The organism is Pseudomonas sp. ITEM 17296 (genome assembly GCF_028895205.1).
Lineage (GTDB): Bacteria > Pseudomonadota > Gammaproteobacteria > Pseudomonadales > Pseudomonadaceae > Aquipseudomonas > Aquipseudomonas kermanshahensis.
Genome location: NZ_WJRS01000001.1, coordinates 329,639 through 352,082 on the forward strand (window position 1 = coordinate 329,639; position 22,444 = coordinate 352,082).

Consider the following 22,444-nt stretch of genomic DNA (forward strand, 5'->3'; position numbering starts at 1 on the left):
GCAGCACAAGGCTGCTCCTACAACCGGCCTCTTCGCAGCACAAGGCTGCTCCTGCAATCAGGCTCGGCGCTCGTGCATCCGCGCCAGTTGCCGTTCCAGCATCGACGGGTAAGGCTCCATCAGCCGTTCCACGCAGCACGCGCCTTCGGGGCTGGCAATCGGGCGGATCCGCGCGCGCTGACGAATCAGTGCGTCGTCGCTGATCTGGCGCTCCACCAGCAACAGGTTGCGGCTGTGCTGCGACAGCGCCAGGGCATCCTGGGCTTTTTCAGCCATCAGCAGGTCGACCAGCTCCAGCCCGTGCAGGTCGTTACCCAGGGCCAGGCCCAGCTGCAGTTGCAGGGTAATGCCGCTGTCCGCGACTTCGATCTGCAAGGCATGGCCCAGTGCACGCAGCAGCTCGCCACAGCAGATCGCATTGGTCAGGTAGTCCTCGCCACAGTCGCGGCTGTGGAACAGCACCAGAGTACTGCCGTCGTTGAGCGTGTGGGTTTCGCCCTCATACAGCGAGGCGGCATGCTCCAGGCAGTCGCGGTAGCGCTCCAGCAACTCGGTCAGGCGCGTGCGCGGCAGGCGGCGCAGTTGCTCTTGCGAGCCGAGCTGCACGGCCAGCACAGCACTGTTTTGCGGCTCGTCAGACTCGAACGGCACCGCCTTCGGCGCGCTGTCCTCGTTGTCGAGCAACCCGGCGAAGGCTTCATCGTCCTCGTCGTCTGCCTGGGCGACAACCTTGGCGCGCGGTGCAGCCTTGGGGGCCGGTGGGGCTTCGTGCAGGTGCTCGAAGGTGTCTTCGTCGTCCTCGTCTTCCGGCTCTGGCTCGGGTTCAGGCGGTGGCGGCGGGGCCAGGCGAGTGTGCAACTGGCGGGCGATGTCACCGATCTCGTCCTGACGGTCGGTGGCCGGGGTGTAGGGGTGCGGGTCGCGCAGCCAGACACGCAGTTGCAGCAGCGGCAGGGTGATATGGCGGGCCTGGCGCAGGCTCAGGCTCAGTGCCAGGGCCAGCAGGATGGCGGCGAGAATGCCCATGCTTTGCAGGCTGATCAGCATCGGCTGCTGGAACTGGCCCATGTCCAGGCTGATGCGCAGCTGCCCGGCGGTGACGTCCTGGAAGGTGATCTTGGTCTGATACAGGCCTTCGGCCTCGCCCAGCAGGCTGTTGCGCGGGCGCTGGCCAGCTTCGGCGAGGATGCGGTTGTCCACGCTGTAGATCGCCGCATGGGCCACCAATGGGTTTTTCACCAGGTTACCCAGCAGCACGTTGAGGCTGAGGATGTCGTTGGACACCAACAGCTCCGTGGCCGACGTGGCCGTCTGCGTGGTCAGGCTCTGGCCGAGCGCATCCGCCTGCTCGTGCATGGCCTGCTTGAACTGCAGGCCCATCACGCAGGCATAGATGACCAGCGCCAGCGCCACCAGGAAAATGTTGGTGAAGGCGATGCGCAGCGCCAGAGGGACGCGACGTTGACTCAGGGCACGATAGATCATCAGGAAGAAGTTGTCTGGCTTGACGGGGGTGGGCCGGTTCACAGAGCTCGGCTCTTAATGGCATAAAAGTGAGGGGCAGTATAGCGACCCCGGTTTTTTCGGCAAAGTATCGTTCGTGCCCGATGGTCACGGAAAATCGGTAGAATGCGCATTTTTCATCGAAGTCGGAGTCCGGTCTTGCGCGAAATCGTCCTGATCAACATCACAGGTGAAGACCGTCCCGGTCTCACCGCGGCCATCACCGGCGTCCTGCTGCAGGGTGGTGTGAACATCCTCGACATCGGCCTGGCGGTCATGCACGGCACCTTGTCGTTCGGCATTTTGGTCGATATCCCGGACAACGAAGTGGCCACCAACCTGCTGCAAAGCGTGCAGGCCAAGGCCCATGAGCTCAATCTGCAGGCACGTTACACGCCGATTTCCGAGGCCGATTACCAGCATTGGGCCGATGGCCACGGTGAGGCGCGTCATATCGTCACCCTGCTCAGCCGCAAGATCACCCCAGAGCAGCTGCAACGGGTTAGCGCGGTCATCAGCCAGTACGGCCTGACCATCGAGCGCATCGAGCGCCTGTCTGCCCGTGTGGGCCTGGATGCCGACACCGAGAAGGGCAAGGCGGCCGTCGAGATTTCCGTGCGCGGCGAGCCGAGCGATGCCCAGGCCTTGCGTGCAGACTTCTTTGCCCTGGCCGAAGCGCTGAGCATCGACATCGCCTTCCAGAAGGACGACCTGTTCCGTCGCAACCGCCGCCTGGCGGTGTTCGACATGGACTCGACGCTGATCGAGGCCGAGGTCATCGACGAACTGGCCAAGGCTGCCGGCGTCGGCGAGCAAGTGGCTGCGATCACCGAGCGGGCCATGCGCGGCGAGCTGGACTTCCGCGCCAGCTTCAAAGAGCGCATGGCGTTGCTCAAGGGCCTGGACGTGGGCGTGCTGGATGAGATCGGTGCCTCGCTGCGCCTGACCGAAGGTGCCGAGAACCTGTTCGCCGAGCTCAAGCGCCTGGGCTACAAGACTGCGATTCTGTCGGGTGGCTTTACGTATTTCGCCCGTCAGGTGCAGGCGCGCCTTGGCATCGATTACGTGTTCGCCAACGAGCTGGAAGTGGTCGACGGCAAGGTGACTGGCGTGGCTGTCGAGCCTATCGTCGATGCGCAGCGCAAAGCTGAGCTGCTGCAGCAGTTGGCCCGCGAAGAGGGCTTGCAACTGGACCAGACCATCGCCGTGGGTGATGGCGCCAATGACCTGCCGATGCTGTCGCTGGCGGGCCTGGGCGTGGCGTTCCGTGCCAAGCCGCTGGTACGTCAATCGGCCAAGCAGGCGATTTCGACCCTGGGGCTGGACGGTGTGCTGTACCTGCTGGGGCTGCGAGACCGCGACGCGCGCGGCTGATTCGAGATTTTGGGGCTGGTTTGCAGCCCTGATCTCTGTAGGAGCAGCCTTGCGCTGCGAAGAGGCCGGTGAAGCGGCGAAGATTTAGCTGTCTTCGCTGGCCTCTTCGCAGCACAAGGCTGCTCCTACAGGGGCATGTGTACCTGCTGGCCTCAGGCTTCGGCAGGCGCTGCCAGTAGCTGCCCCATGCGCACCGCCGAACCGGCACCCAGGCTTTCTGCCCATTTCACCTGCTCTGGCCCGAACAGCACGATGGCGGTCGAACCCAGTTTGAAGCGGCCCAGTTCGGCGCCTTTTTCCAAGTGGATCGGCGCGCGGCTGCCTTCGTCGTAACGGAAGGTCTTCAGCTCACGCTTGGGCGGGGTTACCAAGCCGGCCCAGACCGTCTCGATCGAGGCGACGATCATCGCACCCACCAGCACCACGGCCATCGGCCCACGCTCGGTGTCGAACAGGCACACCACACGCTCGTTACGGGCAAACAGCTCGGGGACGTTTTCTGCAGTGGTCTGGTTCACCGAGAACAGGCGGCCCGGCACATACACCATCTCGCGCAGGGTGCCGGCCAGCGGCATGTGCACACGGTGGTAGTCCTTCGGCGACAGGTAGATGGTGGCAAACTCACCGCCCATGAATGGCGCAGCCATTGCCGGATCGCCGCCCAACAGCTCTTGCGCGCTGAAACCGTGGCCCTTGGCCTGGAAGATACGGCCGTGTTCGATCGGGCCAAGCTGGCTGACCGCGCCGTCGGCCGGGCACAGGATGGCACCCGGCGTTTCGTCCAGCGGACGGGCGCCGGGCTTCAGGGCACGGGTGAAGAAGGCGTTGAAGTGTTCGTAAGCGCTCAGGTCTTCGACCAGGGCCTCGGACATGTTCACCTGGTAGCGCTTGGCAAACCAGGCGGTGAAGGCGTTTTTGAACCAGCGTGCACGGCACTCGGCAATGCAGCCGGCCAGCCGCGACAGCAGGTGGTGCGGCAGCAGGTACTGGCTGATGATGAACAAACGGGATTTCATGCAGGTTCCTTAGACTTCTACAGGCGTGTCCGGGTGGTTGCCCCATTCGCTCCACGAGCCGGCGTAGGCCTTGACGCGTGGGTAGCCGAGGGATTTGGCCACCAGGTAGGTGAAACCGGAGCGGCGGTGGGTCTGGCAGTGGGTGATCACTTCCTTGTCGGGGGTGATGCCCAGCTTTTCGAGGACGTCGGCGATGTCCTGGCGGATGCGCAGGTGGTCATTGAGGTCCATGCCGGCGGTCCACTCGAAGTTGATCGCGCCGGGGATATGACCACCTTTGGCCGCCAGAACCTTCTCGCCGCTGTATTCCTGCGGGCCGCGGGCGTCCCAGATGACCAGGTCATCGGCGCCCAGGCGGCTTTGCAGGTATTCGCGGGTGGCGGTTGGTTCGCCATGCACGTGCAAGCGTACGGGCGTGTTGGCCGGCGCCGGTACGTCGGTCACCAGCGTGTCTGCCGGCCAGGCCTGGATACCACCATTGAGGTAGTGGTAAGCCTTGTGGCCGATCACGTCGAGCAACCAGATGAAGCGCCCGGCCCAGCCGCCGCCTTCATCGTCATACACCACGTACACGGCGTCGTCGCGGTGGCCGAGTTCGCTGAACAGTTTTTCCAGATCGCCCAAGGCCGGCAGCAGGCCGGGCGCAGGAGGCTGGCCCAGCTGGGTGCGCTTGCCCTCGACGAAGCGTGCGCCGGGGATATGGCCGCTGACATAGCGGTTGGCGCTGCTCAGGTCGACCAGGATCAGCTGTGGCGAATCCAGGCGCGGCAGCAGGTCTGCGGCTTCGATCACCAGGGGCAGGCCGGAAAAGTCAGTCATCCACGGTCTCCAGTGTGGAAAGAGGGGCGATTGTAGCGCAAGGCTCAGCCCTTGCGGTTGGCAAACACCGACAGCGCGCGCTCGATGCATTGCGCGGTTTTACCAAAGGCTTGCACGCTGATATCAGCCAATGGCCGGCAGCCCTGGTCGGCCACCATCAGCATCAGCACCTGATCGTTTACTGCCAGCGAGCGCAGCAGCACGTGCTCGCTGCGGAACAGGGCACGCAGCGGGGCGGGCAGCAGGGCCGAGAACTGGCTGTGGTTTTCCGGGGTGATGCGCAACTGTCCGGCCTGGGCCATCAGCTTTTGCAGCAGTTTGTTTTGCGACACCTGCAGGGCCAGGGCTCCGGCCTCTTTGGGCAAGCCGGCGGTCTGTTGCACGCGCAGGTAGTCGCTGGCCTTGTCCAGGCTCAGCAGCAGGATGCGTTGCATGCCGCAGGCCAGCAGGGCTTCGCGGGCCTGGGTGGCCAGGTGCACGGTATTGGTGAACGGGCTGGGCTGGGCCAACAGGTCCTGGCACAGCTTGCGCCAGCGCGCCAGGTCGTCGCTATTGGGCGGTGGTGGGGCCAGCATGTCCGGGTGCGGGCGGCGCTGGTGCCAGGGCCAGATCAGTGCTTCCGCCGGGTGGAACAGGGCATGCCTGGCGTGGCGGCGGGCGCTGGCCGCGGCCTGCTGGTGCACTTGCTGCTGCACGTCTTCCAGCGAGGTTTGCAGGTAGAGCGCAGTCAGCAGTTGCCAACGTAGCAGGTGCGGGTTGTCCCAGCCCACCTGCGCCGCCAGCGCAAGGTTGTTGGCTAGCAGCACGGTGTTGGCCGGCTGGTTGAACCAGCGGCGCAGGCCCGGCTCGGCATCCAGGCGGTGTTGCTGGCTGAGCAGGTCTTCGTCGCGGGCGATGCTCAGCACCTGGGCCAGTTGTTCGCGTTCTTCCAACAACAGGCGGTAACCCTGGGTTACCCACTGCGGCAGGCGCCAGTACTCCGCCATGGTCCGGCACAGCGCCATGATGCGCACGCCAAACAGCTCTTCTTCTACCTGGGCGGCGTCCTCGCCCTTGTGGATAACCCGCAGCTCCCAGGTGTCGAGCAGCTTGGGGTAGGCCAGTGCCAGCGGCCACAGGGGTGACAGGAACAGCAGGCTGCCCCAGTGAATTTCCTGCCACAGCCGTGCCAGGCGGCTGGCGAACAGGCCGCTGGCCTGCTGCGAAGCGTGCTGGCTGATCAGCTGGAACTGGCTGAGCACTGGCGGGATGTCTTCGACGGGCACGGAGGGCAGGCGCTTGAGCAACTGCTCGGTGCGGGCCAGGCCCAGCCGGTTAAGGGCGATTTCCAGGCTCTCGGCAGGCTCGGCCTGGCTGGCGTTGGTCGGGTGATTGGCCTCACGCAGCACGGAAAGCACCAATGCCGGGCTGTCCTGCATCAGTTCGGCGATGTCGCGCAGCGAGCGGCGGCTGTCATTGATGGCAGCGATTACCCGGTCGTGACTGTGCTTCGGCACGGGGATGCGGACACTCTCCAGCAGCTTTACCCAAGCCTCTAACGTACGCGGCGGCTGAGCGGGCACCTTGGTTTCAATTGGCATTTTGACATCAGTCCGAACTGGCTTTTCGCTTTGAGTGGCTATAGTCTGGCGCAGTTCTGCCGATAAGTAGAAGAAGAGTTTTAAAGCTCCCAGTCTCATACCCCGACCACGACAGCAAGTGCTTTGAACCTATGGCTAAAATTATCGGCATCATCGTCGTATTCGCGAGCGTGCTCGGCGGATACGTGCTCTCCCACGGCAAGATTGCGGCGCTGATCCAGCCGTTCGAAGTACTGATCATCGGCGGTGCGGCCTTCGGTGCATTCTTGCAGGCCAACCCTGGCCACATGACCATGCACGTCATCAAGAAGTCGATGAAGATGTTCGGCTCGCGCTTCTCCCATGCCTTCTACCTGGAAGTGCTGGGCCTGGTGTACGAGATCCTCAACAAGAGCCGTCGTGAAGGCATGATGGCCATCGAGAGTGATATCGAGGACGCCGCAGCCAGCCCGATCTTCGCCAAGTACCCCACCGTGCTGGCGGATGAGCGCATGACGGCGTTCGTCTGCGACTACTTGCGCATCATGTCCACCGGCAATATGGCCCCGCACGAGCTCGAAGGCTTGTTCGACATGGAGCTGCTGAGCATGAAGGAAGAGCTCGAACACCCCTCCCATGCGGTGACCGGCATTGCCGACGGCATGCCCGGCTTCGGTATCGTTGCGGCGGTACTGGGTATCGTGGTGACCATGGCTTCGCTCGGCGACGGCGACCAGGCGGCTATCGGCATGCACGTCGGTGCGGCGTTGGTCGGTACGTTCTTCGGTATCTTGGCGGCCTATGGCTTCTTCGGCCCCTTGGCCAAGTGCCTGGAGCACGATGCCAAGGAAGAGCTCAACCTTTATGAGTCGATCAAGGCCTCGCTGGTCGCGTCGGCCTCGGGCATGCCGCCGTCCCTGGCTGTGGAATTCGGGCGCAAGGTGCTCTACCCGAAACACCGCCCAAGTTTTGCCGAGCTGGAACAAGCGGTTCGCGGTCGCTGAGTCATGGAAAACAATCAGCCGATCATCATCAAGCGCGTCAAGCGCTTCGGCGGCGGCCATCATGGCGGCGCCTGGAAAATCGCCTTTGCCGACTTCGCCACGGCGATGATGGCGTTTTTCCTGGTGCTGTGGCTGTTATCCACAGCCACCCCCGAGCAGAAAATCGCCATTGCCGGTTACTTCCAGGACCCGATCGGCTTCTCCGAGAGTGGCACGCCCTACGTGATCGACCTGGGCGGCTCGCCCGAGATGGCGCCGGAAAAGACCATCAACCCTGAGGTGAAGACCGAGCCGACGCAGGAGTCCACGGTTCAGCTGAACAAGGACCAGGTCGAGACCATGGCCGAACAGGTCGAGCGCGAGCGCCTTGAGCTGTTGCTGCAGGAGCTGCAGAACAAGGTCGAAGAAAACCCGCAACTGCAGAAGTTCAAGGACCAGATCCTGTTCGAGATCACCCAGGACGGCTTGCGTATCCAGATCATGGATGCCGAGAACCGGCCGATGTTCGACCTCGGCAGTGCGCGTTTGCAGCCGTATTTCGAAGACATCCTGCTGGCCATGGCCGACACCATCAAGGCGGTGCCGAACAAGATCAGCGTCAGCGGCCACACCGATGCCAAGCCGTTCGCCGGCACCGGTGAGTTCGGCAACTGGGAGTTGTCGGCCAACCGTGCCAATGCGGCGCGGCGTGCGTTGGTTGCCGGGGGCTATCCGGATGGGCAAGTGGCCCGGGTGGTGGGTTATGCGTCGTCGTCGTTGTTCGACCGCAAGAACCCGTTCAACCCGGTCAACCGGCGTATCGACATCATCGTGCTGACCAAGAAGGCCCAGCGTGATATCGAAGGTGAGCAGGCCGCGCCCGAAACGCCGCCGGCCCAGCCAGCACCGCCTGCCGGCGCCGCGCCGGGGGCTTCTTCGGCCCCTGCTGTACCGGGTGCTGAGCAAGCACCGATGCAGCCACGCGAGCTGCGCCAGAAGCTGAACATCTTCGAGGATGGCACGCTGAAGATGGACGAAGCCAAGGAGCAGTAAGTGACTGGGGCCGCTATGCGGCCCCAATGCATTCAAAACCCCCGGCGGATCTTGGCCTTGAGGTCGGCATGAAAGTAGTCGGCATTATCCCGGTCAGCCCCCAATCCTCGCCCTGGCGGCAATGACATGGCCCGCTCGAACGTGCGTTCATCGTGATACGCACGCACGAACAGGTCGATGTGCGGGCGCTCGCGCATGATCGGCCATCTGCCCAGGCACTCAGGCAGTGTGCCTGGCACTTTGCAATAGAAACTCACCCGGCGGCAGCCCATTGCCGCAGCCCCCAGCAGCCAGGCAGTCCACCATTGTTCACCGACGCTGGCCGGCAACACGCCGACCCAATGGGTGGCATCGCTCATCTGCTGGCAAAAACTGCCATAGAGGTCATCGCGGGTCTGCCCATCGCTGTCGTATTGCACCAGCTGGGTGGGGATGCCTTCGAGCAGCAGGCGCTCATTGAGGATGAACGCGTCGAGCCGCTCTTCGTGGCGGTAGCTGATAAGAACCGGCATGGCGGTTGCCCTCCCTGATAGAAGCCATGACCATCAGCGAAAGCAGGAGAAGGGGCAATAGATGACGCTAAAACCGGAGCGGTCTTACGCGCTCCGGTAATATTTCCTACAAATCAGGCGGGTTAGTAGCTGTCTTCCGGCAGGCTGGCGATGATCGAGCGGTAGCTGTTCATGCGTTGCTGCTTGATCCGGCCTTCTTCCAGTGCCTTGAGCAGCGCACAGCCCGGCTCGCGGTCATGCTTGCAGTCGCGGAAGCGGCAGGTGCCGAACAGGTCGCGGAACTCGATGAACCCCCCTTCCACGTCATCGCGGCTGACATGGCCCAAGCCGAATTCGCGAATACCCGGCGAGTCGATCAAGTCGCCGCCGTTGGGGAAGTGGTACAGGCGCGCGGTGGTGGTGGTGTGCGTGCCTTGGCCCGACCATTCGGACAGGTCACCGACGCGGGTGTCGGCAGCGGGCAGCAGGCTGTTGACCAGCGACGACTTGCCCACGCCCGACTGGCCGACGAACACGCTGATGTGCCCGTCCAGCATCTGCTGCAGGCGTTGCATGCCGTCACCCTGGTGGGCCGAAACCTCCAGCAGCGGGTAGCCGAGGTCGCGGTAGACCTCGAGTAGCGCCTGCAACGCCGGGGCGTTCTCGTCGTTGATCAGGTCGGCCTTGTTCAGCAGCAGCAACGGGCGGATGCCGGCGTGTTCAGCGGCTACCAGGTAGCGGTCGATCAGGTTCGGGTGGGGCTCGGGGGCTGGCGCGAAGACGATCACGATCAGGTCGACGTTGGCCGCCACCGGCTTGAGCTGGCCGTGGTTGTTTGGCCGGCACAGCTCGGTGCTGCGTGGCATCTGCGCGACGATAACGCCGATGCCCTGGTTGCCCGCCCGCCAGACCACGCGGTCGCCGGTGACCAGCGCAGGCAGGTTGGCCCGCAGGTGGCAGCGGAAGATCTGCCCAGCCACGTCGCCGTCCTGGGCTTCGACCTCGACCTGCACGCCAAAGTGCGCGATCACCAGGCCCAGTTGCTCTGGCCCCAGGTCGCCGCCTTCCAGCTCTTGCAGCGTGTGCTGCTCGCGTTTGGCGGCGCGAGCGGCGCGCTCGTTCTGGATTTTTTCGATACGCCAGTTTTGGCGACGATTGAGCTGGCGTTTGGCCATGAAGATTCCGTGCTGGGACAGATTGAAAACGGCAGGCAGTTTAGCACGCCGGGCGCTCGACCATTCTGCTTACCTTTGCACCGCGCGCCGCACATGCGCCCGCCGCACTCGCTAGGCTACTATAACGGCCTATACGAGGAGCCCCTGCATGCAAAACCCACAGAACCTGATCTGGATCGACCTGGAAATGACTGGCCTGGATCCGGACAGCGACGTCATCATCGAGATGGCCACGATTGTCACCGACAGCGATCTGAACACCCTCGCCGAAGGCCCGGTGATCGCCATTCACCACAGTGACGAAGTGCTGGCGCGCATGGACGAATGGAATACCCGTACCCACGGCGGCTCGGGCCTGACCCAGCGCGTGCGCGAGAGCAAGGTCAGCATGGCCGAGGCCGAGGCCCAGACCATCGCCTTCCTCGAGCAATGGGTGCCCAAGGGCAAGTCGCCGATCTGCGGCAACAGTATCTGCCAGGACCGCCGGTTCCTGTATCGCCACATGCGCAACCTGGAAAACTACTTCCACTACCGCAACCTCGACGTCTCGACCCTTAAAGAGCTGGCCGCACGCTGGGCGCCGAATGTGCGCGACAGTTTCAAGAAGGGCGGCACCCACCTGGCGCTGGACGATATCCGCGAGTCGATTGCCGAACTGCGCCATTACCGCGAGCACTTCATCAAGGTGTGAAGCGTGAGGGCGCAGATATTGTGTCTGTGCCCTCTTTTGGTGCCCTGGGCAACTGGTTAGACTGCGCGCCTTTCTCGCACGGACTCGCACCATGTTGTTGATGCTCTACCTCATTGCCATCACCGCTGAAGCCATGACCGGCGCGTTGTCTGCCGGCCGCCGCGGCATGGACTGGTTCGGCGTGGTGCTGATTGCCTGTGTCACGGCCCTGGGTGGCGGCTCGGTGCGCGACGTGCTGCTCGGGCATTACCCGCTGACCTGGGTCAAGCACCCCGAGTACCTGGTGCTGACCAGTTGCGCGGCACTGCTGACGATTTTCATCGCCCCCATGATGCGCCGCTTGCGCTCGATGTTCCTGGTGCTAGACGCCCTGGGGTTGGTGGCCTTTACCTTGATCGGTTGCATGACGGCGCTGGAGATGGGGCAGGGCATGCTGGTGGCGTCGATCAGCGGCGTGATCACCGGGGTATTTGGGGGGATCTTGCGCGATATCTTCTGTAACGACATCCCGCTGGTGTTCCGTCGCGAGCTGTATGCCAGTGTGTCGTTCGCGGCGGCGTGGTTCTATCTGGGGTGTGTGCACTTCCAGTTGCCAGCGGAGCAGGCCATGTTGCTGACCTTGTTCGGCGGGTTTCTGCTGCGCTTGCTGGCAATCCGGTTCCACTGGGAAATGCCCAAGTTCCACTACAACGACCAGCAGTAGTATTCGCCTCGGGCCTTTTTGCGCCTATGAGATCGAGCGCCGCCCGCGCGGCGCTTCGCGGGGCAAGCCCGCTCCCACATTTGTTTCGGGCCAGTTATTCCTGAGGCATTGGCGCGCGCCCCCTTGGTGCCCACCTCAATATCGTGTTGTACAAACCCGAAAATAAATGTGGGAGCGGGCTTGCCCCGCGAAGCGCCGCGCGGGCGGCGCTCGATTTCACAGGCGCTGAACATCGCACGGCGAACCCTGCCAGCCTCAACACTGCCTATGCCTGCCCGTGTCGCGCCAGCGCCCACTCCACATGCTCGCGCACCAGTGCCGAGGCATCCTCGCGCCGTGCCTTCAGGGCCTCGATCACCGGGATCGTCGAAGGCGCATTGCCCAACCCCACGGCCAGGTTGCGCAACCAGCGCTCATAACCCGCGCGCCGCAACGGCCCGCCTTCGGTCTTGCGCAGGAAGGTCTTCTCGTCCCACAAGAACATCTCGGCCAGCTCGGCATTTTCCAACCCATGACGCGGCTGGAAGTCATGCTCCTGCGTGGGCCGGGCAAAGCGGTTCCATGGGCAGACGATCTGGCAGTCGTCGCAACCAAACACCCGGTTGCCCATCATCGAGCGCAACTCGACGGGGATCGCCCCCTTGAGCTCAATGGTCAGGTAGGAAATGCAGCGCCGGGCATCCAGCACATAAGGCCCCACGAAGGCTTTGGTCGGGCAGATGTCCAGGCACGCCTCGCAACGCCCGCAGTGCTCGCTGGTGTGCGCGTCGTCCACCGGCAACGGCAGGTCGACGAACAGCTCGGCCAAAAAGAAGTAGCTGCCGGCCTTGCGGTTGAGCAGCAGGGTGTTCTTGCCGATCCAGCCCAACCCGGCTTGCTCGGCAATCGCCTTTTCCAGCACCGGGGCGCTGTCGACGAAGGCCCGGTAGCCGAACGGGCCGATGGCTTCCTGGATGCGATCGGCCAGGTGCTGCACGCGCTTGCGCACCAGCTTGTGGTAGTCGCGGCCAAGGGCGTAACGCGACACGTAGGCCTTTTCCGGCTGGGCCAGGCGTTGCGCCATCTGCGTGTCGCCGGGCAAGTAATCCATGCGCAGCGAGACCACCCTTACCGTGCCGGGGATCAACTGGTCGGGGTGTGCGCGTTTGCCATCGTGAGCGGCCAGGTATTCCATCTCGCCCTGATAGCCGGCTTCTAGCCAGCGCTGCAGGTGCTTTTCGTGCTCGCCAAGGTCCACCCCGGCGATGCCGACATGGGCAAAACCGAGTTCTTGGCCCCAGATTTTGATGGATTGGGCCAGGGCGGGGAGGTCAAGTGTGCAAGCGGACATGGATGGGCAGGCAATACGGGCTCAGGTGCGTATAATTCTGCCAGACATTGGAGCCTTTGACCCCATGCCCCAGACCAAACAACCCGCGCATGCCCCGCAACTGCTCAGCAGCGTGACCGTCGCGCACCTGCCGGCGAGGCCTGCGCATGCCCATAAAAGTGACTTCGGCCATGTGCTGGTGGTTGGCGGCGACCTCGGTACGGGCGGTGCGGTGCTACTGAGTGCCGAAGCCGCGCTGCGCTGTGGTGCCGGGTTGGTCAGCGTGGCGACGCGTCCTGAACATGTCGGCGCATGCCTGGCCCGCCTGCCGGAAGCCATGTGCCTGGGCGTGAGTTCGGCCAATCAGCTGATGGGCGTGCTGGAGCGTGCCTCGGTGCTGGTGGTCGGCCCGGGGTTGGGGCAGGCGGCGTGGGGCCGTAGCCTGTTGTCGGCAGTGGCCAATGCTGAGCAACCGCAGGTCTGGGATGCTGATGCCTTGAACCTGCTGGCGCGCACGCCCCTGGCCCTGCCCAGCGGCAGCATCCTCACCCCGCACCCGGGGGAGGCGGCGCGGTTGCTGGGGATTTCCACCGAGGCCGTGCAAGCCGACCGCCCAGGGGCTGCGCGCAAGCTTGCCCGCCGCTATGCCAGCGTCTGCGTGCTGAAGGGTGCCGGTACCCTGGTGGCCGACCCGAGCGGGCAGTTGGCGCGGTGTGACCGTGGGCACCCGGCCATGGCCGGCGCCGGCCTGGGCGATGTGTTGACCGGCGTGCTGGCGGCGCTGCTGGCTCAAGGCTTGGGGGCCTGGGAGGCCGCCTGCTTGGGGGCGTGGCTGCATGCCTGTGCGGGCGAGCGCCTGGGCGTCAAAGGTAGAGGCCTGGCAGCCAGTGATCTGGCGCCGGTCATTCGTGAGTTGTTGGAGGAGCATTCTGCGTGTCTGGCTTAACCCTGTTTCTGGCCGATGAAGCGGCCATGGTCGCGTTTGGTGCGCGGCTTGCCGAAGTGACCGGCGGTCATGGCGTGATTTTTCTCGAAGGTGACCTGGGGGCGGGCAAGACCACGCTCTCGCGTGGCCTGATCCGTGGCTTGGGCCATACTGGTGCAGTCAAGAGCCCGACCTTTACCGTGGTCGAACCGTACGAAATTGGTGAGGTGCGTGCGTTCCATTTCGACCTATATCGCCTGGTCGATCCGGAGGAGCTGGAGTACATGGGCATACGTGACTACTTCGAGGGCGATGCGCTGTGCCTGTTCGAGTGGCCACAAAAGGGTGCGGGCGTTTTGCCAAAGCCTGACCTGACCATTACCATAAGCCCCCAAGCGAGCGGACGCTCGCTGAACCTTTCGCCGCAGGGGGCTCGCGGCGAGGCTTGGTGCGTTGCACTGGGCAAACACTAAAACTGTAAGTGGGGTAGGTATGCGCATACGCGCACTGGTCGCCATCGTTGGGCTGCTGCTGACAACGGTGACCGTTGACGCTCTGGCCGTCACTCAAGTCAAGAGCATGCGCCTGTGGCGCGCGCCGGACAACACGCGGCTGGTCTTCGACCTGTCTGGCCCCGTGCAGCACAGCGTCTTCACCCTCAGCGCGCCAGACCGCCTGGTCATCGATATCAATGGTGCGACCCTGGCCGCGCCGTTGAACGTAGCGACGTCCAACACGCCGATCAGCAGCGTGCGTTCGGCCCAGCGTACGCCTACCGACCTGCGCGTGGTGGTCGACCTGAAAAAGTCGGTCACGCCCAAGAGCTTCGCCTTGGCGCCCAATGCCCAGTACGGCAACCGCCTGGTGGTCGACCTGTACGACCAGGAAGCCGACGCCGTCGCTGCCAGTACACCGCCCCCGCCGCCGACGCCCGTGCAAACGCCGGTGACCACGCCTGCGGTGCCGGTGAGCCCGGCCCAGCCGGCCATCAAGCTGCCACCGGTGCCCAGCGGCAAACGTGACATCGTGGTCGCCATCGACGCCGGCCACGGCGGCGAGGACCCGGGCGCTTCCGGCTCGCGCGGCCAGCATGAAAAAGACATCGTCCTGCAGATCGCTCAGGAGCTGCAGCGCCAGATCAACAGCGAGAAAGGCTTCCGCGCCGAGCTGACCCGCACCGGTGACTACTTCATCCCGCTGCGCAAACGCACCGAAATCGCCCGTAAGAAGGGTGCCGACCTGTTCGTCTCGATCCACGCCGACGCCGCGCCGTCCAAGGCCGCCTTTGGTGCCTCGGTCTTTGCATTGTCCGACCGTGGCGCCACGTCCGAGACCGCACGCTGGCTGGCCGACACGGAAAACCGCTCCGACCTGATCGGCGGCGCCGGCAACGTCAGCCTCGACGACAAGGACCGCATGCTCGCGGGCGTGTTGCTTGACCTGTCGATGACCGCCACGCTCAGCTCCAGCCTCAATGTGGGCCAGAAGGTACTGGGCAACATGGGCCGCATCACCTCGCTGCACAAGCAGCGTGTGGAGCAGGCAGGCTTTATGGTGCTCAAGTCGCCGGATATCCCGTCGATCCTCGTTGAAACCGGGTTTATCTCCAACGCCAACGAAGCCGCCAAGCTGGCTACCCGCAGCCATCAGCAGGCCCTGGCCCGCTCGATCCATACCGGCGTGCGCCAGTTCTTCCAGCAAAACCCACCGCCGGGCACTTACATTGCCTGGCTGCGCGACACCGGCAAGATCGCAGCCGGCCCACGTGAACACACCGTGCGCCCGGGTGAGACCCTGGCCATGCTCGCGGTGCGCTATCAGGTCAGCGTGGCCAGCCTGCGCAGCACTAACAGCCTCAAGACCGATGAGCTGAAAGTCGGCCAGCGTCTGGACGTGCCGGCCACTACCCTGGCTTCGCAGCAATGAGTGGTGGTTCACGCATCCAGCTGCTCAGCCCGCGGCTGGCTAACCAGATTGCCGCGGGGGAGGTGGTCGAGCGCCCGGCCTCCGTGGCCAAGGAGTTGCTGGAAAACAGCCTCGACTCCGGTGCCCGGCGCATCGATGTTGAAGTCGAGCAGGGTGGCGTCAAGCTGCTGCGGGTACGTGACGATGGCGGCGGGATTTCTGCCGATGACCTGCCGCTGGCGCTGGCCCGTCACGCCACCAGCAAGATCCGTGAACTGGAAGACCTCGAAGGTGTACTGAGCCTGGGTTTCCGCGGCGAGGCCCTGGCCTCGATCAGCTCGGTGGCGCGCCTGACCCTGACGTCGCGCACGGCCAATGCCAGCGAAGCCTGGCAGGTCGAGACCGAAGGCCGCGACATGACCCCGCGCGTGCAACCGGCAGCGCACCCGGTGGGTACCTCGGTCGAAGTGCGTGACCTGTTCTTCAATACCCCGGCCCGGCGCAAATTCCTCAAGGCCGAGAAAACCGAATTCGATCACCTGCAGGAAGTCATCCGTCGCCTGGCCCTGGCCCGCTTCGATGTCGGCTTCCACCTGCGCCATAACGGCAAGAGCATCCTCAGCCTGCATGAGGCCCACGATGAAACCGCCCGTGCGCGGCGCGTAGGCGCCATCTGCGGGCCGGGCTTCATGGAGCAGGCGCTGCCCATCGATGTCGAGCGCAACGGCCTGCGTTTGTGGGGCTGGGTGGGGCTGCCGACCTTCTCGCGGAGCCAGGCCGACCTGCAGTACTTCTTCGTCAATGGCCGGGCAGTGCGCGACAAGCTGGTCGCCCACGCTGTGCGCCAGGCGTACCGGGACGTGCTGTTCAATGGCCGGCACCCGACCTTTGTGCTGTTCCTCGAACTCGAGCCCAACGGCGTGGACGTCAACGTGCACCCGACCAAGCACGAAGTGCGCTTCCGTGAAGGGCGTTCGGTGCATGACTTCCTGTATGGCACCTTGCACCGCGCCCTGGCCGACGTGCGCCCCGAGGACCAACTGGCTGCGCCCGCTGCGGCTGCCGACATCGTCCGCCCCAGTGGCCAGCAGGCCGGTGAGTTCGGCCCTCAAGGTGAGATGCGCCTGGCCTCGCCGGTGCTTGAGCAGCCTCGTGCGCCGCAGTTTTCGATTTCCAATGGTGGCAGTGGCTCGGGCTATCAGTCCCAGTACAGCCCGCGTCCGTCGCAGCCGTTGCCGGCGGCCGAGTCGCAGGCGGTGTATCGCGAGTTCTACAAGCCGCTGAGCGATGGCGCGGCTGCACCTTCGTCGCTGCCAGAAAGCCAGGGCGACATTCCACCGCTGGGTTATGCACTGGCTCAGCTCAAGGGCATCTACATCTTGGCCGAGAATGCTGTCGGCCTGGTGTTGGTGGACATGCACGCCGCGCATGAGCGGATCATGTACGAGCGGCTCAAGGTGGCCATGGCCAGCGAAGGCCTGAGCGGTCAACCGCTGCTGGTGCCTGAGTCGTTGGCCTTGAGCCAGCGCGAAGCCGACTGCGCCGAAGAGCACGCCCAATGGTTCCAGCGCCTGGGCTTCGAGTTGCAGCGGCTGGGCCCCGAGACCCTGGCGATCCGGCAGATCCCGGCGTTGCTCAAGCAAGCCGAGGCCAACCGCCTGGTGCAGGATGTGCTCGCCGACCTGATGGAATACGGCACCAGCGACCGCATACAGGCGCACCTCAACGAACTGCTCGGCACCATGGCCTGCCACGGCGCCGTGCGCGCCAACCGGCGCCTGGCCATCCCCGAAATGAACGCACTGCTGCGCGACATGGAAAACACCGAGCGCAGCGGCCAGTGCAACCACGGCCGACCGACCTGGACCCAAATGGGCCTGGACGACCTGGACAAACTTTTCCTGCGCGGTCGATGACATGAGCGGCAAGCCCCCAGCAATATTTCTCATGGGCCCGACGGCGGCCGGCAAGACTGACCTTGCCATCGAGCTGACCAAGGTCCTGCCCTGCGAGTTGATCAGTGTCGACTCGGCGCTGGTCTACCGTGGCATGGACATCGGTACCGCCAAGCCTTCCAAGGAACTGCTGGCAGCGCACCCGCACCGGCTGATCGACATTCTCGACCCGGCCGAAAGCTACTCTGCCGCGCACTTTTGCACCGATGCCTTGCAAGCCATGGCGGAAATCACCGCACGGGGCAAGATACCGCTGCTGGTGGGTGGCACCATGCTGTATTACAAGGCCTTGATCGATGGCTTGGCTGACATGCCGCCGGCCGACGCCAGCGTGCGTGCCGAACTCGAAGCGCAGGCCCGCGCGCTAGGCCTGGTCGAGCTGCACCGCCAGTTGGCCGAAGTGGACCCTGAGTCGGCGGCGCGCATCCATCCGAATGACCCTCAGCGGCTGATCCGTGCGCTTGAGGTTTACCGGGTGAGCGGCGAGAGCATGACGGCTCATCGCCAGCGTCAATTCGCGGAAAGTCGCGGCGCAGACGCAGGCGCTGGCGGACATTTGCCCTATACTGTCGCGAGTTTGGCGATCGCTCCTACAGATCGTCACATTTTGCATCAGCGAATTGCGTTACGATTTTCGCAGATGTTGGAACAGGGCTTCATCGACGAGGTCCGATCGCTGCGAGCCAGAAGTGACTTGCACGCCGGGTTGCCGTCTATACGGGCAGTGGGGTACAGGCAAGTCTGGGACTACCTCGACGGCAGGCTAAGTGAGAATGAGATGCGAGAACGCGGTATCATTGCCACTCGCCAGCTGGCCAAGCGGCAGTTCACCTGGTTGCGCGGTTGGTCCGACGTGCACTGGCTTGACAGCCTCGCCTGCGACAATCTGTCCCGCACCTTGAAATACCTGGGAAGCGTCTCCATATTGAGCTGAGTCCCTGCTAATTGCCGTCTATTCTTGCGAAGGGGCGGCCTAATTTATCGATTTTCTTGATTTTCTATTATTTATCCTTACAGGAGTGCGGCATATGTCAAAAGGGCATTCGCTACAAGACCCTTACTTGAACACTTTGAGAAAAGAAAAGGTTCCGGTTTCCATCTACCTGGTCAACGGGATCAAGCTGCAGGGCTCGATCGAATCTTTCGACCAGTTCGTTGTGCTGCTGAAGAACACTGTCAGCCAGATGGTCTACAAGCACGCTATTTCGACCGTGGTTCCTGCGCGTCCGGTTCGCCTGCCAAGCCCGTCCGATTCCGAACACGGTGACAGCGAGCCAGGCAACGCCTGATAGGAGCCTGCATTGTTCTTTGAGCGCCACGGTGGTGGTGAACGGGCGTTGCTCGTTCACTTGGAAGGTCAGAACCCTGAGGCGCGCGAAGACCCGCAGGAGTTTCAGGAGTTGGCATTGTCGGCCGGGGCGGACATCGTCTCGCTGGTGACCATTACACGGCATCAGCCTACGGCCAAATACCTGATTGGCAGCGGCAAGGTCGAAGAACTACGCGACCAAGTCAAAGCCGATGAGGTCGATCTGGTGATTTTCAATCACACCCTCACGCCCAGCCAGGAACGCAACCTCGAACGTGTCTTCGAGTGTCGCGTGCTTGATCGCACCGGGCTGATTCTCGATATTTTCGCCCAGCGGGCGCGTACCCATGAAGGCAAGCTGCAGGTCGAACTGGCCCAGCTCGAGCACATGAGCACGCGACTGGTACGCGGCTGGACTCACCTTGAGCGGCAAAAAGGCGGTATCGGCCTGCGTGGCCCGGGTGAAACCCAGCTTGAAACCGACCGCCGCCTGCTGCGGGTACGCCTGCGTCAGATCAAGGCACGCCTTGAGAAGGTGCGCAGCCAGCGCGAGCAGGCCCGTCGCGGCCGGCGCCGCGCCGATATTCCGTCGGTTTCGCTGGTGGGTTACACCAACGCCGGCAAGTCCACCCTGTTCAACGCCCTGACCCAATCAGAGGTCTACGCCGCCGACCAGCTCTTCGCCACCCTCGACCCGACCTTGCGCCGGCTCGAGTTGAACGACCTTGGGCCGATCGTGCTGGCTGACACCGTCGGCTTCATTCGTCACCTGCCGCACAAGCTGGTCGAGGCTTTTCGGGCTACGCTCGAAGAGTCGAGCAACTCTGACCTGCTGCTGCATGTGATCGACGCGCATGAGCCCGACCGCATGGAGCAGATCGAGCAGGTGTTGGCGGTATTGGGCGAGATCGGTGCCGAAGGCTTGCCGATCCTTGAGGTCTATAACAAACTCGACCTGCTCGAAGATGTCGAGCCGCAGATCCAGCGCGATGCCGATGGCAAGCCGGAGCGGGTCTGGGTATCGGCACGCGATGGGCGTGGCCTGGAGCTGGTTGGCCAGGCGATTGCCGAGTTGCTGGGGGATGATCTGTTTGTCGGTACCCTGTGCCTGGAGCAGCGTTTTGCCCGCTTGCGCGCGCAATTCTTTGCCCTGGGTGCCGTGCAGAGTGAAGAGCATGATGAAGAAGGGCGCAGCCTGCTGAGCGTGCGACTGCCCATGGTCGAGTTGAATCGCCTGGTCAGCCGCGAAGGCATGGAGCCGCAAGTGTTTGTCGAGCAACACACTTTGCAATAAATGCTCGACGAGGTCGCCGGGCAGCAGTGACAGGCATTCTGTAGCATTGGACGGCGCGCCGTGGGCGCGTCTTTGCTTTATCAGATGGAGAGCGCTATGGCTTGGAACGAGCCGGGTGGCAACTCGAACAATCAGGATCCCTGGGGCGGTCGCCGTGGTGGCGGCGGCGGTGGTGGCGATAAAAAAGGCCCGCCGGATCTGGACGAGGCCTTCCGCAAACTGCAGGACAGCCTGAACGGCATGTTCGGCAGCGGCAAGAAACGTGGCGGCGGTGACCGCAATGTCGGCAAGGGTGGCGGCTACGGCCTGCTGGGCATCGGCCTGGCGGTGTTGGCTGCCATCTGGCTGTACAGCGCCGTGTACGTGGTCGACGAGCAGGAGCAGGCCGTAGTGCTGCGCTTCGGCAAGTACTATGAGACGGTCGGTCCCGGCCTGAACATCTACTTCCCGCCCATCGATCGCAAGTACATGGAAAACGTCACGCGTGAGCGTGCCTACACCAAGCAGGGGCAGATGCTGACCGAAGACGAGAACATCGTCGAGGTCCCGCTGACCGTCCAGTACAAGATCACCAACCTGCAGGACTTCGTGCTCAACGTCGACCAGCCAGAGGTGAGCCTGCAGCATGCGACCGACAGTGCCCTGCGCCATGTGGTGGGTTCCACCTCCATGGACCAGGTGCTGACCGAAGGCCGTGAGCAGATGGCCGTGGATATCCGCGAACGCCTGCAGCGCTTCCTCGACAACTACCGTACCGGTATCACCGTCACCCAGGTCAACGTACAGAGCGCGGCAGCCCCGCGTGAAGTGCAGGAAGCCTTCGACGACGTGATCCGTGCGCGTGAAGATGAACAGCGTGCCCGCAACCAGGCCGAGTCCTACGCCAATGGCGTGGTGCCAGAAGCCCGTGGTCAGGCCCAGCGCATCATCGAGGACGCCAACGGTTACCGCGATGAAGTGATCGCTCGCGCCAAGGGTGAAGCCGACCGCTTCAGCAAGCTGGTGACCGAGTATCACAAGGCGCCGGACATCACCCGTCAGCGTCTGTACCTGGAAACCATGCAAGAGGTCTACAGCAATTCGAGCAAGGTCATGGTGGCCACCAAGGACGGGCAGAACAACCTGCTCTACCTGCCACTGGACAAGATGGTCGAAGGCAGCCGCAACACGTCCGCACCGGCCAGCGGTGTATCTGCGTCGGCCAACGATGCGGCCGCGCGTGCGGCGCAGGACCTGCAACAGCAACAACAGCCGCCGCGCACTAGGGAGAGCCGCTGATGAGCAATAGATCGCTGATCGCCCTGATCGCCGCTGTGGTGCTGGCCGTCGTGGCCTGGAACTGCTTCTACATCGTGTCGCAGACCGAACGTGCCGTACTGCTGCAATTCGGCCGTGTGGTTCAGGCTGATGTTCAGCCGGGCCTGCATGTGAAGGTTCCTTACGTGAACCAGGTGCGCAAGTTCGACGCCCGCCTGATGACCCTTGATGCGCCAACCCAGCGGTTCCTGACCCTGGAGAAGAAAGCGGTCATGGTCGACGCCTACGCCAAGTGGCGCGTCAAGGATGCCGAGCGCTTCTACACCGCCACTTCCGGCCTCAAGCAGATCGCCGATGAGCGTCTGTCGCGTCGTCTGGAAAGCGGCCTGCGTGACCAGTTCGGTAAGCGTACCCTGCACGAGGTGGTTTCCGGTGAACGTGACGCGCTGATGGCTGACATCACCGCTTCGCTGAACCGCATGGCTAACAAAGAGCTGGGTATCGAGGTCATCGATGTGCGCGTCAAGGCCATCGACCTGCCGAAGGAAGTCAACCGCAGCGTGTTCGATCGTATGAGCACTGAGCGTGAGCGTGAAGCCCGCGAGCATCGCGCCAAAGGTAACGAGTTGGCCGAAGGTATCCGTGCGGATGCCGATCGTCAGCGCCGTGTACTGCTGGCCGAAGCCTATCGTGAAGCTGAAGAAACCCGCGGTGACGGCGACGCTCAGGCGGCTGCCATCTACGCCAAGGCCTACAGCCAGGACGCTGATTTCTATGCGTTCAACCGAAGCCTGCAGGCGTACCGCGAGAGCTTCTCGAACAAGAGCGACGTGCTGGTTCTGGACCCGAAGAACGAGTTCTTCCGCTTCCTGGACAAGAGCAAGCCTTGATGCTCTAAGCCCGTTTTCATTGGGGCTACGCCCCGCCTGGCAGCTAAAACACCAGGCGGGGTGCATCCTGAATGAAAAGGGGTGTATGATGAGGCAGCCGGGAAATTTCCCGGCTTTTTTGCGTCTGCAAGGTTGATTGGCAAGCCGCCAGTTGACGGTTTGGTCAGCGCGCAAGGCAATTCGAGGGTATTGGGTACGGTGGCTGCGCTGGGATCAGTGCTGCCCGCTGCTGT

At 63.5% G+C, this 22,444-nt stretch carries 21 protein-coding genes; 14 read left to right on the plus strand and 7 right to left on the minus strand.

The window, feature by feature from the left end:
* Window positions 1–57 precede the first annotated feature (57 nt).
* On the minus strand, window positions 58–1,527 hold the full coding sequence (locus GIB19_RS01385) for an AhpA/YtjB family protein (protein ID WP_265968234.1): 1,470 nt from the start codon (window positions 1,525–1,527) through the stop codon (window positions 58–60).
* A gap of 135 nt (window positions 1,528–1,662) precedes the next feature.
* Between GIB19_RS01385 and serB the strand changes: the two genes are divergently transcribed.
* The gene (serB, locus tag GIB19_RS01390; protein WP_027592515.1) at window positions 1,663–2,877 is read left to right on the plus strand and encodes a phosphoserine phosphatase SerB; all 1,215 of its coding nucleotides are present in this window, start codon (window positions 1,663–1,665) and stop codon (window positions 2,875–2,877) included.
* Between the two features lie 152 nt (window positions 2,878–3,029).
* Here serB and asd read toward each other — a convergent pair whose 3' ends face one another.
* Genes asd through GIB19_RS01405 form a run of 3 tightly spaced genes read right to left on the minus strand, consistent with a single transcriptional unit; the run spans window position 3,030 to window position 6,292 of the window.
* The gene (gene asd / locus GIB19_RS01395) at window positions 3,030–3,893 is read right to left on the minus strand and encodes an archaetidylserine decarboxylase (protein WP_099430587.1); all 864 of its coding nucleotides are present in this window, start codon (window positions 3,891–3,893) and stop codon (window positions 3,030–3,032) included.
* A gap of 9 nt (window positions 3,894–3,902) precedes the next feature.
* On the minus strand, window positions 3,903–4,712 hold the full coding sequence (locus tag GIB19_RS01400; RefSeq protein ID WP_027592517.1) for a rhodanese-like domain-containing protein: 810 nt from the start codon (window positions 4,710–4,712) through the stop codon (window positions 3,903–3,905).
* Between the two features lie 44 nt (window positions 4,713–4,756).
* Window positions 4,757–6,292 carry an HDOD domain-containing protein gene (locus GIB19_RS01405; RefSeq protein ID WP_274882996.1) on the minus strand — a complete coding sequence of 512 codons (1,536 nt, stop codon included), beginning with the start codon at window positions 6,290–6,292 and terminating at the stop codon, window positions 4,757–4,759.
* A gap of 131 nt (window positions 6,293–6,423) precedes the next feature.
* Between GIB19_RS01405 and motA the strand changes: the two genes are divergently transcribed.
* Both motA and motB read left to right on the plus strand, forming a co-directional pair.
* Complete coding sequence (gene motA / locus GIB19_RS01410; protein WP_027592519.1) at window positions 6,424–7,275, plus strand: flagellar motor stator protein MotA; 852 nt, start codon at window positions 6,424–6,426, stop codon at window positions 7,273–7,275.
* A 3-nt stretch (window positions 7,276–7,278) separates the two neighbouring features.
* Window positions 7,279–8,307 carry a flagellar motor protein MotB gene (gene motB, locus GIB19_RS01415; protein WP_027592520.1) on the plus strand — a complete coding sequence of 343 codons (1,029 nt, stop codon included), beginning with the start codon at window positions 7,279–7,281 and terminating at the stop codon, window positions 8,305–8,307.
* A gap of 32 nt (window positions 8,308–8,339) precedes the next feature.
* On the opposite strand, the gene GIB19_RS01420 is transcribed toward motB, so the two are convergent.
* Together GIB19_RS01420 and rsgA are read right to left on the minus strand one after the other, a co-directional pair.
* Entirely contained in the window at window positions 8,340–8,819 is a 480-nt protein-coding gene (locus GIB19_RS01420; protein WP_085272300.1) for a molecular chaperone Tir, read from the minus strand.
* Window positions 8,820–8,941: 122 nt separating this feature from the next.
* A complete protein-coding gene (gene rsgA, locus GIB19_RS01425) occupies window positions 8,942–9,973 on the minus strand; it encodes a small ribosomal subunit biogenesis GTPase RsgA (RefSeq protein ID WP_099430585.1) in 1,032 nt (343 codons plus the stop codon).
* Window positions 9,974–10,121: 148 nt separating this feature from the next.
* Here rsgA and orn point away from each other — a divergent pair, with 148 nt between their 5' ends.
* Together orn and GIB19_RS01435 are read left to right on the plus strand one after the other, a co-directional pair.
* Window positions 10,122–10,664: an oligoribonuclease gene (orn, locus tag GIB19_RS01430; RefSeq protein WP_085272301.1), complete on the plus strand. Its 543-nt coding sequence runs from the start codon at window positions 10,122–10,124 to the stop codon at window positions 10,662–10,664.
* 91 nt (window positions 10,665–10,755) lie between these two features.
* Window positions 10,756–11,367 (plus strand): trimeric intracellular cation channel family protein, encoded by a 612-nt coding sequence (locus GIB19_RS01435; protein WP_027592524.1) that lies wholly within the window; start codon window positions 10,756–10,758, stop codon window positions 11,365–11,367.
* A gap of 265 nt (window positions 11,368–11,632) precedes the next feature.
* Here the strand turns inward: GIB19_RS01435 and queG are convergent, their stop codons facing one another.
* On the minus strand, window positions 11,633–12,697 hold the full coding sequence (queG, locus tag GIB19_RS01440; protein ID WP_274882998.1) for a tRNA epoxyqueuosine(34) reductase QueG: 1,065 nt from the start codon (window positions 12,695–12,697) through the stop codon (window positions 11,633–11,635).
* Window positions 12,698–12,761: 64 nt separating this feature from the next.
* Between queG and GIB19_RS01445 the strand changes: the two genes are divergently transcribed.
* The 9 genes from GIB19_RS01445 (at window position 12,762) to hflC (ending at window position 22,211) form a co-directional block, all read left to right on the plus strand.
* Entirely contained in the window at window positions 12,762–13,622 is an 861-nt protein-coding gene (locus GIB19_RS01445; RefSeq protein ID WP_027592526.1) for an NAD(P)H-hydrate dehydratase, read from the plus strand.
* Entirely contained in the window at window positions 13,610–14,074 is a 465-nt protein-coding gene (gene tsaE / locus GIB19_RS01450) for a tRNA (adenosine(37)-N6)-threonylcarbamoyltransferase complex ATPase subunit type 1 TsaE (protein ID WP_265968230.1), read from the plus strand. Before GIB19_RS01445 ends, tsaE begins: the two co-directional genes overlap by 13 nt.
* Before the next feature lie 19 nt (window positions 14,075–14,093).
* A complete protein-coding gene (locus GIB19_RS01455) occupies window positions 14,094–15,527 on the plus strand; it encodes an N-acetylmuramoyl-L-alanine amidase (RefSeq protein WP_274883001.1) in 1,434 nt (477 codons plus the stop codon).
* Complete coding sequence (mutL, locus tag GIB19_RS01460; protein WP_027592529.1) at window positions 15,524–17,422, plus strand: DNA mismatch repair endonuclease MutL; 1,899 nt, start codon at window positions 15,524–15,526, stop codon at window positions 17,420–17,422. Before GIB19_RS01455 ends, mutL begins: the two co-directional genes overlap by 4 nt.
* 1 nt (window position 17,423) lies before the next feature.
* Window positions 17,424–18,395 (plus strand): tRNA (adenosine(37)-N6)-dimethylallyltransferase MiaA, encoded by a 972-nt coding sequence (gene miaA / locus GIB19_RS01465; RefSeq protein WP_099430581.1) that lies wholly within the window; start codon window positions 17,424–17,426, stop codon window positions 18,393–18,395.
* A gap of 94 nt (window positions 18,396–18,489) precedes the next feature.
* Window positions 18,490–18,750, plus strand: coding sequence for an RNA chaperone Hfq (gene hfq / locus GIB19_RS01470; RefSeq protein WP_003258160.1), 261 nt, complete (start codon window positions 18,490–18,492; stop codon window positions 18,748–18,750).
* 12 nt (window positions 18,751–18,762) lie between these two features.
* Window positions 18,763–20,064, plus strand: a complete 1,302-nt coding sequence (hflX, locus tag GIB19_RS01475) for a ribosome rescue GTPase HflX (RefSeq protein WP_265968228.1) — start codon at window positions 18,763–18,765, stop codon at window positions 20,062–20,064.
* A 96-nt stretch (window positions 20,065–20,160) separates the two neighbouring features.
* Window positions 20,161–21,342 carry an FtsH protease activity modulator HflK gene (gene hflK / locus GIB19_RS01480; RefSeq protein ID WP_027592532.1) on the plus strand — a complete coding sequence of 394 codons (1,182 nt, stop codon included), beginning with the start codon at window positions 20,161–20,163 and terminating at the stop codon, window positions 21,340–21,342.
* Entirely contained in the window at window positions 21,342–22,211 is an 870-nt protein-coding gene (gene hflC, locus GIB19_RS01485) for a protease modulator HflC (protein WP_027592533.1), read from the plus strand. The genes hflK and hflC overlap by 1 nt, the downstream gene beginning before the upstream one ends.
* Window positions 22,212–22,444: the final 233 nt, after the last annotated feature.

Excerpts from the sequence above, each read along its gene's own strand:
- queG (WP_274882998.1), bottom strand. The coding sequence starts at position 12,697 with ATGTCCGCTTGCACACTTGACCTCCCCGCCCTGGCCCAATCCATCAAA.
- rsgA (WP_099430585.1), bottom strand. The coding sequence starts at position 9,973 with ATGGCCAAACGCCAGCTCAATCGTCGCCAAAACTGGCGTATCGAAAAA.
- mutL (WP_027592529.1), top strand. The coding sequence starts at position 15,524 with ATGAGTGGTGGTTCACGCATCCAGCTGCTCAGCCCGCGGCTGGCTAAC.
- motA (WP_027592519.1), top strand. The coding sequence starts at position 6,424 with ATGGCTAAAATTATCGGCATCATCGTCGTATTCGCGAGCGTGCTCGGC.
- GIB19_RS01405 (WP_274882996.1), bottom strand. The coding sequence starts at position 6,292 with ATGCCAATTGAAACCAAGGTGCCCGCTCAGCCGCCGCGTACGTTAGAG.
- GIB19_RS01445 (WP_027592526.1), top strand. The coding sequence starts at position 12,762 with ATGCCCCAGACCAAACAACCCGCGCATGCCCCGCAACTGCTCAGCAGC.
- asd (WP_099430587.1), bottom strand. The coding sequence starts at position 3,893 with ATGAAATCCCGTTTGTTCATCATCAGCCAGTACCTGCTGCCGCACCAC.
- GIB19_RS01420 (WP_085272300.1), bottom strand. The coding sequence starts at position 8,819 with ATGCCGGTTCTTATCAGCTACCGCCACGAAGAGCGGCTCGACGCGTTC.
- motB (WP_027592520.1), top strand. The coding sequence starts at position 7,279 with ATGGAAAACAATCAGCCGATCATCATCAAGCGCGTCAAGCGCTTCGGC.
- GIB19_RS01400 (WP_027592517.1), bottom strand. The coding sequence starts at position 4,712 with ATGACTGACTTTTCCGGCCTGCCCCTGGTGATCGAAGCCGCAGACCTG.
- hflK (WP_027592532.1), top strand. The coding sequence starts at position 20,161 with ATGGCTTGGAACGAGCCGGGTGGCAACTCGAACAATCAGGATCCCTGG.
- hflC (WP_027592533.1), top strand. The coding sequence starts at position 21,342 with ATGAGCAATAGATCGCTGATCGCCCTGATCGCCGCTGTGGTGCTGGCC.
- orn (WP_085272301.1), top strand. The coding sequence starts at position 10,122 with ATGCAAAACCCACAGAACCTGATCTGGATCGACCTGGAAATGACTGGC.
- GIB19_RS01455 (WP_274883001.1), top strand. The coding sequence starts at position 14,094 with ATGCGCATACGCGCACTGGTCGCCATCGTTGGGCTGCTGCTGACAACG.
- miaA (WP_099430581.1), top strand. The coding sequence starts at position 17,424 with ATGAGCGGCAAGCCCCCAGCAATATTTCTCATGGGCCCGACGGCGGCC.
- GIB19_RS01435 (WP_027592524.1), top strand. The coding sequence starts at position 10,756 with ATGTTGTTGATGCTCTACCTCATTGCCATCACCGCTGAAGCCATGACC.
- hfq (WP_003258160.1), top strand. The coding sequence starts at position 18,490 with ATGTCAAAAGGGCATTCGCTACAAGACCCTTACTTGAACACTTTGAGA.